Here is a 13,569-nt window from a genome sequence, read left to right as displayed (position 1 = left end):
CCGTTTGGGGGTGTTTTGCATTTCTTGCCGCATTCGATACCGTTATGGATTTACCTAAACTCACCAGCGGCAAACGCTACACCCTGCCCCGCCCGGCAGGTTCGGCAGATGCCCTGCTGCTGGCCCGTCTGGGCGAACGTGAAAAAACCGCTGGCCATCCCATGACGGTGGTGACGGCCAACGCGAGTGACGCCCAGCGCCTGCTGGAAGAAATCGCCTTTTTTGCCCCCACGTTGCGCTGCGCCCTGTTTCCCGACTGGGAGACCCTGCCCTACGACACGTTTTCACCGCACCAGGACCTGATCAGCGAACGCCTGGCCACGCTGTGGCGTATTAGCCAGCGCGACAAGGAAACCGGTGCTGACGTCGTCATCGTGCCTGCCACCACCGCGCTGTACCGCCTGGCACCGCCCAGTTTTCTGGCCGGCTACACCTTTGAATTCAAGGTCAAGCAGAAGCTGGACGAGGCCCGCCTCAAAGCCCAGCTCACGCTGGCCGGCTACAGCCATGTCACGCAGGTGGTAAGCCCCGGCGAATACGCCGTACGTGGCGGACTCATTGACCTGTTCCCCATGGGCAGCGCAGTGCCGTATCGGGTGGACCTGTTTGACGACGAGATCGACAGCATCCGCACCTTCGACCCCGACAGCCAGCGCAGCCTGTACCCCGTGCCCGAAGTGCGCCTGCTGCCGGGCCGCGAATTCCCCATGGACGACGAGGCGCGTGCCAAGTTCCGCAGCCGCTGGCGCGAGCTGCTGGAGGGCGACCCGACCAAAAGCCGCATTTACAAAGACATTGGCAACGGCGTGGCCACCGCCGGCATCGAGTACTACCTGCCACTGTTTTTTGACGAGACGGCCACGGTGTTTGACTACGTGGGTGCAGACGCCACCGTAGTACTGCACGGCGACCTGGAACCGGCCTTCCAGCGCTTCTGGCAAGACACCAAAGACCGCTACCGCTTGGTGCAGGGTGACCCGGACCGCCCCGCCCTGCCCCCGGAGGCATTGTTTCTGGGGACCGAGCAGTTCTACGCCCGCGCCAACGCGCACGCCCAGTTAGCCATCCGCGCGCCCGGTGAAGGCGATGCGTTTGTCGAGTTCACGGGACTGCCCCCGCTGTCGGTTGAGCGCGGCACCGAAGACCCGCTTTCCCGCCTGAAGAACCATGCCCGCAACACCCAGCACCGCATCCTGGTACTGGCAGAGAGTGATGGCCGGCGCGAAAGCCTGCTGGACTTTGTGCGCGCCAGTGGCATCTCGCCGCCTGCGTTTGACTCACTGGCCGAGTTCCTGGCCAGCGACGAGAAGTTTGGCATTGCCACCGCCGGGCTGACGGTGGGCTTTAGCTGGCTGGAATCTGGCATCGACCTGGTCACCGAGACCGAGCTGTTTGCCGCCGGCCCGACGACACGCCGCCGCAAAAAGCAGGAGCAAGTCAGCGATGTCGAGGCGCTGATCAAGGACCTCTCCGAACTCAATGTGGGCGACCCGGTGGTGCACAGTTCACACGGCATTGGGCGCTACCGCGGGCTGATCAACATGGACATGGGCAACAAAAACGCCCAAGGCGAGCCCGAGTTGCAAGAATTTTTGCACCTGGAATACGCCGACAAGGCCACGCTCTATGTGCCCGTGAGCCAGTTGCAACTCATCAGCCGCTACACCGGCGTGAGTGCGGATGAGGCACCTCTGCACCGCCTGGGCAGCGGCCAGTGGGAAAAAGCCAAACGCAAGGCCGCCGAGCAGGTGCGCGACAGTGCGGCCGAGCTGCTCAACATCTACGCCCGCCGCGCGGCGCGCGAAGGCCACGCCTTCCGCTACAGCCCGGGCGACTACGAGACCTTTGCCAACGACTTTGGCTTTGAAGAGACTGCCGACCAGAAGGCCGCTATTCACTGCGTCATCCAGGACATGATTTCGCCCCGCCCCATGGACCGCCTGGTCTGCGGCGACGTGGGCTTTGGCAAGACTGAAGTGGCCTTGCGCGCCGCCTTTGTCGCGGTGACCGGTGGCAAGCAGGTGGCATTTTTGGCCCCCACCACGCTGTTGGCGGAGCAGCATTACCAGACGCTGGTGGACCGCTTCGGCAAATGGCCGGTGAAGATTGCCGAGATGAGCCGCTTTCGCAGTGGCAAGGAAATCACCGCGGCGCTCAAGGGCGTGGCCGACGGCACGGTGGACATTGTGGTGGGCACACACAAGCTGCTGAGCCAGGACACCAAGTTCGCCAACCTGGGCCTGCTCATCATCGACGAGGAACACCGCTTTGGCGTGCGCCACAAGGAACAGATGAAGGCCTTGCGCGCCGAGGTGGATGTGCTCACGCTGACCGCCACGCCCATCCCGCGCACGCTGGGCATGGCGCTGGAAGGCCTGCGCGACCTGAGCGTGATTGCCACCGCCCCACAGCGCCGCCTGGCCATCAAGACCTTTGTGCGGTCCGAAGGCAATGGCGTGATCCGCGAAGCCGTGCTGCGCGAACTCAAACGCGGCGGGCAGGTCTACTTTTTGCACAACGAGGTGGAGACGATTGAGAACCGGCGCCAGAAGCTCGAGGAACTGTTGCCCGAGGCCCGCATTGCCGTGGCCCACGGCCAGATGCCCGAACGCCAGCTCGAAGCCGTGATGCGCGACTTTGTGGCCCAGCGCTTCAACCTGCTGCTCTGCTCCACCATCATCGAGACCGGCATCGACGTCCCCAGTGCCAACACCATTGTGATGAGCCGCGCCGACAAGTTTGGCTTGGCCCAGCTGCACCAGTTGCGGGGCCGCGTGGGCCGCAGCCACCACCAAGCCTATGCCTACTTGATGGTGCCCGACATTGAGGGCCTGACCAAACAAGCCCAGCAGCGACTGGACGCCATCCAGCAGATGGAAGAACTGGGATCAGGCTTCTACCTGGCCATGCATGACCTGGAGATTCGCGGCGCCGGTGAGGTGCTGGGCGAAAACCAGAGCGGCAACATGCTCGAAGTCGGCTTCCAGCTCTACAACGAGATGCTCAGCGAGGCGGTGCGCTGCCTGAAGGCCGGTATCGAGCCCGACCTGCTGAGCCCGCTCAACGTCACCACCGAAATCAACCTGCACGCGCCAGCGCTGCTACCGGATGACTACTGCGGCGATGTGCACCTGCGCCTCTCGTTCTACAAAAAGTTGGCCACTGCCAAGAACACCGACCAAGTGGATGCGCTGCTCGAAGAAATTGTGGACCGCTTTGGCAAGCTGCCGGCCCAGGCACAGACGCTGATCGATGTGCACCGCCTGCGCGTGATTGCCAAGCCTTATGGCGTGGTGAAGGTGGACGCAGCGCCCGGCGTGATCACCATCACCTTCAAGAAAGACCCGCCGATCGACCCTATGAAGATCATCGGCCTGATCCAGAAGAACAAACACATCAAGCTGGCCGGCAACGAAAAGCTGCGCATTGAGCGCGAGCTGCTGGAGGTGAAGGACCGGGCCCAGATGGTGCGCGACATTCTGAAGAACCTGGGCCAGCCGCTGGCGGCCAGCCCACAGCCGGGTTGAGCATAAAATTGGCCTCTAGCCCTCGTAGATATTGCGCAATCAGCTCCTGAAATAATAGCAAAATCCCCATGTCCAGCACCGAACTCTCCCCCGGCCTTGTCGTCCAAAACCTGCCCAACGCGCTAAAGCTTGCCGACTACAAGCTCATCGCCTTCGACATGGACTCCACGCTGATCAACATCGAGTGCATCGACGAGATTGCCGACGCCGTGGGCCGCAAGGCCGAGGTGGCCGCCATCACCGAAGCGGCCATGCGCGGCGAGATCACCGACTTCAAGGACAGCCTGCGCCGCCGGGTGGCCTTGCTGAAGGGCGTGACGGTGGCCGACCTGGAGGCTGTGAAACGGGAACGCCTGCAGCTCAACCCTGGCGCGGCCGAATTGGTGGCGGCCTGCCAAAAGGCCGGGCTCAAGGTGCTACTGGTGAGCGGCGGTTTCACCTACTTTGCCGAGCACGTGCGCGTGCTGCTGGGCATCGACTACACACGCTCCAATGTGCTGGAAATTGCCTCCGGCCCGAACTGCGGCGTGTTGACCGGCGGACTGGTGCAGCAAAGCTGGGGCGACATTTGCGACGGTGCGGAAAAACGCCGCACCCTGCTGGAAGTGGCCTCACTCTTGGGTATCGAGCCCGCGCACTGTATTGCCATGGGCGATGGCGCCAACGACCTGCCCATGATGGGCGCGGCCGGCCTGTCCGTGGCCTACCACGCCAAACCCGCGGTGCGCGAAAAGGCACAGGTGGCCATCAATAGCGGTGGGCTGGACCGGCTGCTGGAAGTGCTGGCGTAAATCGCCCCCGCCCAGCCCGATCTCAGGTCTGGTGCACCGCCGCCCGCCCCGGCTCCACGGCAAATGCGGCCAGTGTCTGCACCCCTGAATCGGCTCGCGCCACATCGTCCACCGCTCGGAGTGTGACGCTCAGCCCCTTCGGGGTGAATTCGGCCACGCCGTAGCCGCGGCGTTCACGGTCGGCAAACACAAAGTGCGGGTTCTCTGCCAGGGTCTCTGGCACACCGTCGTTACTGCCACCGCGTGAGGTGATGCTGGTGCCGCAAAACTCCACCCCCACCGTCTTGCTCTGGGCGCGCGCGTAATCGGCCTTCACGTGGCCCACCCAGTTGGAATGCACGTCGCCACCCAGAAACACCGGGTTGCTGGCTTGGTGGCGTTGTAGTGCGTCGGTCACGCGGGTGCGGGCAGCGCTGTAGCCGTCCCATCCGTCGTTGGACACACTGATTCCATCCCCAGGTTTGAAGTCCCGTTGGCCAAATACGGTTTGCTGGCCCAGCACGGTCCATTGCCCACCGCCTGCGGCCAAGGACTGCTCCAGCCAGCGCTCTTGCGCCGCACCTAACAACGTGCGCCGTGGGTCGGCCAAGGCTGCGCAACTGGCGGGGTTAACGGTACTGGAGCCCGGGCCGCCGCCTTTGGTGCAGGCCTGCGGGTCGCGGTACTGGCGGTCGTCCAGCAAATGCATTGTGGCCAAGCGACCAAACGGCACCCGGTCATAGAGGCGCAACTCGCGATTGGCACCCCACACCCCGTTCAGCGCCCGGCCAAGCGCCGCAGCACGCAGCGGCATGTGTTCGTAATAGGCCTGGTAGGCCGCGGCACGGCGGGCGGCAAAGTCGACGCCCTCGGGCCCACGGCTGCCCTGCGTGCTGCTGGCGTAGTCGTTTTGTACCTCGTGGTCGTCCCAGGTCAGCAGCCAGGGGCAGGCGGCGTGCATGCCTTGCAGGTGCGGGTCACTTTTGTACAGGGCGTAGCGGGCACGGTAGTCATCCAGCGTGAGGGTGGCCGCAGCGGGCACAGTGCGCACGGCCTTGCTGCTACCCCCATATTCGTAGATGTAGTCGCCCAGAAACATCAGCGCATCGAGCTGCTCACCCAACATATGGCGGTAGGCACTGTAGTAGCCATGCTCCCAATGCTGGCACGAGGCATAACCCAGGCGCAGCTTTTGGGCGGCGGCACCCGGTGCCGGGAAGGTGCGCGTGCGGCCCACCGTGCTGACCGCCGCGCCCAGCATGAAGCGGTAGTGGTACCAGCGGTCTGGCTCCAGCCCCTGCAGTTCCACATGCACAGAATGCGCCAGCGCTGGCAGCGCCTGCGCTTGACCGGACTGAACCAGACGCTGAAATTGTGCGTCATGGGCCACCTCCCAGCGCACCGTGATGGGCGCGAGGGATGGCGCTTGCTCGGTCACCAGCCGGGTCCACAGCACCACGGAGTCATGGGTGGGGGACCCACTGGCCACGCCCAACGCAAACGGATTGTTATCCAGCTTGGCCTGGCTCCAGGCGCTGCGCGGCAGCCACAGGGTGCTGGCGCTGCTGGCTGCCCAGCCCAGGAGTTGCCGCCGGTCCATCAAAACAGGTCAGCCCGCCGCGATCTGGCGCAAGGCCTGCTCAAACACCTCGGGCGGCTGGCCGCCGGAGATGAGGTGGCGGTCGTTGATCACCACCGCGGGCACCGAATGGATGCCCTGGTCCAGGTAAAACTGTTCTTGCTCGCGCACTTCCGCCGCGTAATCGTCGGTGGCCAGCACACGCTGGGCTTCATCCACATCCAGATCCGCTGCCTGCACGGCGCGCAGCAGCACCTCGTGGTTGCTGGGGTCTTCGCCGTTGGTGAAGTAGGCAGCAAACAACGCTTTCTTCAGGGCCAGTTGCTGGCCCGAAGTCTCGGCCCAGTGCAACAGGCGGTGCGCATCGAAGGTGTTGTAGATGCGGGCGCGTTTGTCCATGTTGAAGGTGAAGCCCAAGGCTTCGCCGCGCTGGCGGATGTTCTCGCGCGCGGCGGCGGCCTGCTCGGGGGTGGAGCCGTACTTTTGGCTCAGGTGTTCGGTAATGTCCTGCCCTTCTGGGCCCATCTTGGGGTTCAGCTCAAACGGCTGGAAATGGATGTCGGCCTGCACTTCACCATCCAGCCGCTGCAGGGCGGTTTGCAGGCTTTGCAAGCCAATGGCGCACCAGGGGCAGGACACATCAGACACGAAGTCGATTTTTAGAGTGCTGTACATCAAAATTCCTTGGTTCTCACAGACAAAAATGGGGGTTGCGCCATTATGCTCAGGCTTGTCTATGGCTGCAGGCCGTGGGTGTTTCTGTGTTTTAGAGAGTCTTCCGGTTTCATGTCAGCGATTCGTTTTTTGGTGGCCGATAACAGCACCGCAATCCAAACTTTTTTGCGCCAACTTCTGGAGGGTTACGGCTTCGAACCCTCCAGCATCAAAACCACCCACACGCCCCAGGCGGCACTGGAGGTGGCTGCCGAACACCAGCCCCACCTGCTGCTGACCGATTGCTACTCCAAAGAGTTGGTGAGTGGTTTTTCCTTGCACCAATCGCTGCAAAAGCTCAATCCACAATGCCGATTCGGGCTCATGAGTGCACACATGGGCCCCACCATGGCGGAACAGGCCCAGCGTGCGGGCGCCTTGTTTCAGCTGGCCAAACCCTTCACGGCCGCGGACATCAAGGCCGCTGTGGCCAAAGCGATGGAACACATGGCGCAACTGCACCCCGAAGTGGCCCACAAACTGCAGCCCGTCGCGGCCCGGCCCGTACTACCGACGCTACCCAAGTTCCAGGCGGGCGACGCGGTGCTGTACCAAGGACGCTACGAAACCGTCAAAGACGTGATCTTTCGTCAGGGGGAATTGGTGGTGCATTTGCAAGGCACACCCGGCATGGTACCCGCCACCAAAATCACCAAACTTTAGGCGTGCTGCCCCTGGCGTGCGCGCCAGGCTTGGTAGTCTGCCCACAGGGGGCGCCAGACCAGCGCCATGAGGATCAGGGCCAGCGGCACCGTGGTGCTGTACCCCACCCACTTGAAGCCCATGGCACCCACCAGTGCGCCACCAAAAAAGCAGGCCACCATGCGCAGTTGCACCCGCAGGCGCTCGCGGTTGGCTCGCACCGGGGTGTCGGTGTGGCCGTTGATGTAGACCAGCTTGCCCAACTCGATGCCCAAATCCGTCACCAGCCCGGTGAGGTGGGTGGTGCGGATCTCGGCCTTGGAGATTTTGGTCACCACCGCGTTTTGCAAACCCATCAGGTAACACAGCAGCACGATGGTGAGGGGTTCAAAAAACCAGAACTTGGCCTCGGCCGCCGAACCAAACACACCAAAACACAGCAAAAGAATGGCCTCCAGCAGCAGCGGCCGACCAAAGGCGCTGCGCAGCTTGCGTTGCAGGCTCCAGTTCACCATCCAGGCTGTGGTCATGGCACCCGCCAAAAAGGCCCCCAGCGAACACAACCCCACCAGCACGATGGACCATTGCCCCAGCACCAGGTAATCGGCCACGGAAGACACCACCCCGGTCATGTGCGAGGTGTAGGTTCCCACCGCCAGAAAGCCCCCCGCATTGGTGGCCCCGGCCACAAAGGCCAAAGCCGAACCCAGGCCAACATTGGCCTGGGAGGAGCGTTCCAGATCGGTCCAGGTCACGCGGGCAAGGAATTACAGGGCCTGGCCCAGACGGCCAATGCCTTCTTCTATCTTGGCCACATCGGCCGTGGCGAAGCTCAGGCGCAGCGTACTTTGGTCTGGGTCGTGCGCGTAAAACGGCGCACCGGGCACAAAGGCCACCAGCTTGTCGATAGCCCGCTTGGCAAAATCACTGGCGTTCTGCTCTTTGCCATGCGTGCCGGTCAGGCGGGCCCAGAAGAACATGCCCCCCTGGGGGCGCTCAAAGGCAATGGCGTCGCCCAACTCGCGCTGCAAGCATTCGGCCATCACCCGCGCACGCTCCGCATAGGTGGCACGCACGGCGGCCAGGGCCGTGGGCAGGCGGTTCAGCGTGAGGTAGTGGGCGGCCGTGGCCTGGGTCAGGTTGCTGGTGTGGGCGTCGCTGAACTGTTTGCACATGGTGGCGCGGCCCAGCAATGCGGGCGGCGCAATCAGCCAGCCCACACGCAGGCCCGGGCTCAGCACCTTGCTGAAACTGCCGCAGTGCGCCAGCCAGTCGCGGCTGCCGGGCACGTTGTCGCTCAGGGCCAGCAGGCTGGGCGGTGGGGCCTGGTCGAAGAACAGCTCGCCATAGGGGTCGTCTTCCACCACCAGGGTCTGGGTCCGCACAGCGACCTCCAGAATGCGCTTGCGGCGCTCCATGCTCAGCATGGCGCCACTGGGGTTGCCAAAGGTGGGAATCAGGTAGACCAGCTTGGGCTTGTGCTCGTCAATCAGTGCTTCGAGCTTGTCCACGTCCACGCCGTTGGCGTCGATCGGCGCGCCAATGACCTGCGCGCCGTACAGGCGGAAACACTGGATGGTGGCCAGGAAGGTGGGCGCCTCCATGATGACCTTGTCGCCGGGCGAGATCATGGTTTTGCCAATCAGGTCCAGCGCCTGCTGGCTGCCGGTGGTGACGATGAGGCCGTCGGGTGCCACGGTGGCACCCTTGCTGGCCATGTGTTTGCTGATGCCTTCGCGCAGTGGCTGGTAACCCTCGGTCGCGCCGTACTGCAGCACGGGGCCGGGGTTGTTTTTCAGCACCGCATCGGTGGACTCGCGAATGCCTTCCACATCAAACAGTGCGGGGTCGGGAAAGCCGCCGGCAAAACTGATGATGCCGGGCTTGCCCAGCAGTTTGAACAGCTCACGAATGGCGGAGGTTTCTACGTTGTTCAGGCGATCGGCAAATTGCATGGGGCTCTCTTTCGGCTCACAAAGGGAAAAAATAGTACGCGGCGTTTGGCCAATTGGCCGGGAGGCATGTGGGATTGGGGTAAATTGTCACCGATTGGGTCGCAACTTTTTTTGGAGAATCCATGGTCAATCTCGAGTCCTTCTTTGCAACTGTCAAATTGCCATCGATGTCTGAGGTCGCCCACGCGCTGATCCAGACCCTGAACGACGACGACGCCTCGGTCCCCCAGGTGCGGGACCTGATCGCCAAGGACCCGGCCCTGTCCGCCAAATTGCTGCGCCTGGCCAACAGCGCCCAGTTTGGGCTGCCGCGCGGCGTGGGCACGCTGGACGACGCCATCACCATGGTGGGCATGTCCAAGGTGCGCACGCTGGCACTGGGCGCCTGCCTGAGCGAGTCCTTCCCCAACCTGCCCGACCTGGACCGCAAGGAGTTCTGGCGCTCCAGCATGGCCTGTGCCGGCTACGCCCAGTGGCTGGCCACCCGCCTGGGCATCGACGGGCAGCTGGCCTGGCTCACCGGCATGATGCTGCGCCTGGGCGAACTGCTGATTGCCCAGGCCGACCCGGCCACCCTGCGCGAGATCGAAAAACTGCCCCACCTGCCCGGTGTGCGCTGGCAGCGCGAGCAGCGCCTGATCGGCTTTACTGAAGGGCAAATCACCGCCGAGCTGGCGCGCCGCTGGAACTTCCCCATGCAAATGGTGCAAGCCCTGCAGCGCTCGGCCGACCCGATTACTGAGCAGGCCTTCTCGCGCCTGGGCGCCGTGGTGCACCTGGCCGGCCTGCTGGCCGAAACTGAAAATGCCGGCCCGGACTCCGTAGACGGCTTGCCCGCCGACGTGATTGCCGCACTCACGCTGGATGCCGACTGGCTGCGCACCAGATTCCCCGACACCAGCACCTTCCTGGACGTGACCGCTTAGTGACCCCAGCCGCTATCGAGACCTTTTTTGCCACCTTGCGGGCGGCCAACCCGCACCCGCAAACCGAACTGGAGTTCAGCTCGGTGTTCGAGTTGCTGGCAGCCGTATTGCTCTCGGCCCAGGCCACCGATGTGGGCGTCAACAAGGCCACCCGCCGGCTGTTTGTGGCGGCCAACACCCCGCAAAAAATCCTGGCCCTGGGCCAGGAGGGATTGGAGCAGTACATCAAAACCATCGGTCTGTACCGCAGCAAGGCCAAACACCTGATGCAGACCTGCCAGATGCTGGTGGACCTGCACGGCGGCCAGGTGCCCCGCACGCGGGAAGCCCTGGAAGCATTGCCAGGCGTGGGCCGCAAGACGGCCAATGTGGTGCTCAACGTTGCTTTTGGCGAACCTACCATGGCGGTGGACACCCACCTCTTCCGCCTGGGCAACCGCACAGGCCTGGCGCCGGGCAAAACCCCGCTGGAGGTGGAGCGCAAGCTGCTCCAGCGCATTCCGCCCGTGTACATGGTGGACGCCCACCACTGGCTGATCCTGCATGGCCGCTACGTCTGCCAGGCGCGCAAGCCAATGTGCTGGCAATGTGGTGTGGCCAGGGTCTGTGGCTATACACTCAAGACCCCTACCCCCAACCGATAACCACAGTACCACCCCATGGCGGACATCAGCGCCTTTATCCAAACGGTCAAGCTGCCGGTCATGCCAGAGGTTGCGCATGCGCTGATCCGCACGCTCAACGACGAGGATGCCGATGTCGTGACGGTGCGGGACGTGATTGCCAAAGATCCGGCCCTTACCGCCACCCTGCTGCGCATGGCCAACAGTGCGCTGTTTGGCCTGTCCCGCTCGGTCACCACGCTGGACAGCGCGGTCAGCGTGGTCGGGATGTCGCAAATCCGGGCCCGCGCCTTAGGCATTTGCATGGCACAGGTGTTCAGCCTGCCGGCCGGGGTCAACCGGCTGGAGTTTTGGCGCTACAGCATGGTGTGTGCGGGCTACGCCAAGTTTTTGGCCAACGAAGTGCATATTGATGAACAGCAGGCTTGGCTCACCGCCATGATGCTGCGCCTGGGCGAGATGCTGATCGTGCAGCACCAGCCCGCTCTGCTCGATGCGCTGCAACAACAGCCCTGTGCCCCCGGGCAGCGCTGGCAGCGCGAACGCGAGCTGCTGGGGTTTGACGAAGGCCGGGTGACGGCCGAAATTGCCAAACGCTGGGACTTTCCCGGTGAGGTGGTGCAAGCCCTGACCTTCTGCGGCGACGCGCAGGCCGCAGTGCAACAGTCCAAGCTGTGTGCGGTGGTGCACCTGGCCGGCTGGCTGGCCGACCAGGCCAGCAGCCACGCCACGGTACTGCAGGCCGTACCGCACATACCCACCGCGCTGCAGCATTACCTCCAGCTTTCGGCCGACGACCTGCAAGGTGGCCTGCCCGACCCAGACACCTTCAGCGATGTCTCCACCCTGTTGGCCTGAGGGAGGGCTGTGGGGGCCATTCTGAAGCTGGACGCACGCACCATCCTGGTCATGACGGCCATGATGGGGCCGCTCATGGCGGTGGTGTTGTACTCCATGCGGCGCAACTACCCGGTCAGCGTGCGCGGCCTGGGCTGGTGGGCCGGCGGGGCGCTGGTGCAATTTGTTGGCATTGTGCTGATCGCCACCCGCGATGTGTTGCCTACCCTGTTTTCCATTTTGCTGGGCAATGTGCTCATGATGGCCGGCAGCCTGATGTGGGTGGCCGGTACCGAAAAATTTCTGGGCCGCCCCTCCAGCATGCGAATCTGGCTGCCTCTGCTGGCCCTGGTCAGCCTGGCCGTGGCGGCGCTGCTGTTGGTCTGGCCCGACTATGTGCTGCGGGTGCTGGTTATCAATGGCAGCATGATCGCCATTGCCCTGCTGCACAGCCACCGCCTGGTGCTGCACAGCCGCTTCGAGTTTGCCTGCCGCTTTCTGGTGCTCGCGCTGATGGCCAGTGCCTGCGCCTGGCTGGTGCACGCCACCGGGGCCGTGATTGGGTATACCGGTGGCAGCGTGTTTGCCCCCACCAGTTTCAACGTGGCCTGCAACGCCGCACTGACAGTGACCACCCTCTTGACCCTGATTGGTTTTGTGCTGCTGGCCAGCGAGCGGGTGCGCGACGAGTTTGAGCGCCTGGCCACGCGCGACTCCCTGACCGGTGCGCTGATGCGCCGGGCCTGGAACGCCGCCGCACAGCTGGAAATGGACCGCCACCGCCGGCATGGCCGCGACCTGTCGCTGGTGGCCATGGACCTGGACTATTTCAAACGCATCAACGACACCTTTGGCCACCAGGCGGGTGACAAGGCCTTGATGGATTTTGTCGACCGAGCGAGCACCCATTTGCGCAGTCAGGACCAGATGGGGCGCCTGGGCGGCGAGGAGTTTGTGCTTCTGCTACCCGAAACATCGGCCCAAGACGCGTGGGTGGTGGCCGAGCGGATACGGTACTCCTCGGAACTGGCCGAGAACGAGACACGCTACACCGTGAGCATAGGCATTGCGACCCTGCAGACACAAGACCACTCTTTGCAAGCCCTGCTAGCCCGGGCGGACGAAGCGCTCTACCGTGCCAAGGCCAATGGGCGCAACCGCATCGAGTTTGCATGAACTCGCGGCCCTGGCACCTGCTTCTGGTGGCCGGCTGGCTGTTCACAAACATGGCCTGGGCCACAGAACCCGCCAAGGCCCCACAAGCCCCCGCACAGCTGCGCCTGTGTTTTGAGAGCGCCACCATCCAGCCCTGGCGCACCGCCGAGGGACGGGGCCTGAACTTCGAGCTGCTGCAGCAGGTGGGCCAGCAGGTCGGTCAGCCCTTTGTCTACCAGGCCCTGCCCTGGAAACGCTGCCTGGCCAGCCTGCAGGCCAATGAAGTGGACGGCGCCTTTGCCGCCAGCTTCAGCCCTGATCGACTGGAGATTGGTGCTTACCCCGGTGGCAAAGTGGCCGACCCGGCCAAACGCATGCACACCGACCGCTACGTGTTGCTCAAGCGCAAAGGCACAGCCGTGCAATGGGACGGCAAACAGATCAGCCACCTGGACGGCACCGTGGGCGTGCAGCTGGGTTACTCGATTGGTGCGCAGCTGCGCGGCTGGGGCGTGGCGGTGGAAGAAGGCAACCAGGGCGCGCTGGCGCTGGCACGCCGCCTCATGCTGGGCCGGGTGGGCGCCATTGCCATGGGCGGCAGCGACGCCACCATGCTGATGGCCCAGCCCGAGGTAGCCAACCAGCTCGAAGAGCTGCCGGTGCCGCTGACGGAGAAGCCCTACTACCTGCTGCTCTCGCACCAGTTGCTGGCCACCCAGCCCGAACTGGCCCAGCGCATCTGGAAGGCGATCGAGGCCGTGCGCAACAGCCCGGCCTACAAAAAGCAGGAACGGCAGGCCATGGAGTTGATGCCGGACTGAAGTGCGGCGGTCACTGCACC

12 protein-coding genes are annotated in these 13,569 nt (G+C 63.8%); 8 read left to right on the top strand and 4 right to left on the bottom strand.

Features of this window, described 5'->3' with window-relative positions; all coding sequences use genetic code 11:
• Positions 1–44: 44 nt before the first annotated feature.
• Both mfd and serB read left to right on the top strand, forming a co-directional pair.
• Positions 45–3,527 (top strand): transcription-repair coupling factor, encoded by a 3,483-nt coding sequence (gene mfd, locus AC097A_RS10180; RefSeq protein WP_479620732.1) that lies wholly within the window; start codon positions 45–47, stop codon positions 3,525–3,527.
• A 68-nt stretch (positions 3,528–3,595) separates the two neighbouring features.
• Entirely contained in the window at positions 3,596–4,318 is a 723-nt protein-coding gene (serB, locus tag AC097A_RS10175) for a phosphoserine phosphatase SerB (RefSeq protein ID WP_479620731.1), read from the top strand.
• 22 nt (positions 4,319–4,340) lie between these two features.
• Here serB and AC097A_RS10170 read toward each other — a convergent pair whose 3' ends face one another.
• Together AC097A_RS10170 and AC097A_RS10165 are read right to left on the bottom strand one after the other, a co-directional pair.
• Entirely contained in the window at positions 4,341–5,897 is a 1,557-nt protein-coding gene (locus AC097A_RS10170) for an alkaline phosphatase D family protein (RefSeq protein ID WP_479620730.1), read from the bottom strand.
• Positions 5,898–5,906: 9 nt separating this feature from the next.
• The gene (locus AC097A_RS10165) at positions 5,907–6,551 is read right to left on the bottom strand and encodes a DsbA family protein (RefSeq protein WP_315848196.1); all 645 of its coding nucleotides are present in this window, start codon (positions 6,549–6,551) and stop codon (positions 5,907–5,909) included.
• 111 nt (positions 6,552–6,662) lie between these two features.
• Between AC097A_RS10165 and AC097A_RS10160 the strand changes: the two genes are divergently transcribed.
• A complete protein-coding gene (locus tag AC097A_RS10160) occupies positions 6,663–7,253 on the top strand; it encodes a response regulator (RefSeq protein ID WP_315848195.1) in 591 nt (196 codons plus the stop codon).
• Here the strand turns inward: AC097A_RS10160 and AC097A_RS10155 are convergent.
• Both AC097A_RS10155 and AC097A_RS10150 read right to left on the bottom strand, forming a co-directional pair.
• Positions 7,250–7,987, bottom strand: a complete 738-nt coding sequence (locus AC097A_RS10155; protein WP_105260814.1) for a YoaK family protein — start codon at positions 7,985–7,987, stop codon at positions 7,250–7,252. The genes AC097A_RS10160 and AC097A_RS10155 overlap by 4 nt on opposite strands.
• 12 nt (positions 7,988–7,999) lie before the next feature.
• Entirely contained in the window at positions 8,000–9,187 is a 1,188-nt protein-coding gene (locus tag AC097A_RS10150; RefSeq protein WP_479620729.1) for an aminotransferase-like domain-containing protein, read from the bottom strand.
• Positions 9,188–9,309: 122 nt separating this feature from the next.
• Between AC097A_RS10150 and AC097A_RS10145 the strand changes: the two genes are divergently transcribed.
• Genes AC097A_RS10145 through AC097A_RS10125 form a run of 5 tightly spaced genes read left to right on the top strand, consistent with a single transcriptional unit; the run spans position 9,310 to position 13,549 of the window.
• Positions 9,310–10,113 carry an HDOD domain-containing protein gene (locus AC097A_RS10145; RefSeq protein WP_315493392.1) on the top strand — a complete coding sequence of 268 codons (804 nt, stop codon included), beginning with the start codon at positions 9,310–9,312 and terminating at the stop codon, positions 10,111–10,113.
• Entirely contained in the window at positions 10,113–10,757 is a 645-nt protein-coding gene (nth, locus tag AC097A_RS10140) for an endonuclease III (RefSeq protein WP_105260811.1), read from the top strand. The genes AC097A_RS10145 and nth overlap by 1 nt, the downstream gene beginning before the upstream one ends.
• 15 nt (positions 10,758–10,772) lie before the next feature.
• Complete coding sequence (locus AC097A_RS10135; RefSeq protein WP_315479213.1) at positions 10,773–11,594, top strand: HDOD domain-containing protein; 822 nt, start codon at positions 10,773–10,775, stop codon at positions 11,592–11,594.
• A 9-nt stretch (positions 11,595–11,603) separates the two neighbouring features.
• Positions 11,604–12,749 (top strand): GGDEF domain-containing protein, encoded by a 1,146-nt coding sequence (locus AC097A_RS10130; RefSeq protein ID WP_479620728.1) that lies wholly within the window; start codon positions 11,604–11,606, stop codon positions 12,747–12,749.
• Positions 12,746–13,549, top strand: a complete 804-nt coding sequence (locus AC097A_RS10125) for a substrate-binding periplasmic protein (RefSeq protein ID WP_479620727.1) — start codon at positions 12,746–12,748, stop codon at positions 13,547–13,549. Before AC097A_RS10130 ends, AC097A_RS10125 begins: the two co-directional genes overlap by 4 nt.
• Positions 13,550–13,569 lie beyond the last annotated feature (20 nt).

Source organism: Rhodoferax sp. XS2R6 (assembly GCF_056521365.1).
The sequence above is the reverse complement of the archived record's forward strand: the minus strand, read 5'-3'. Positions and strand labels throughout refer to the sequence as shown.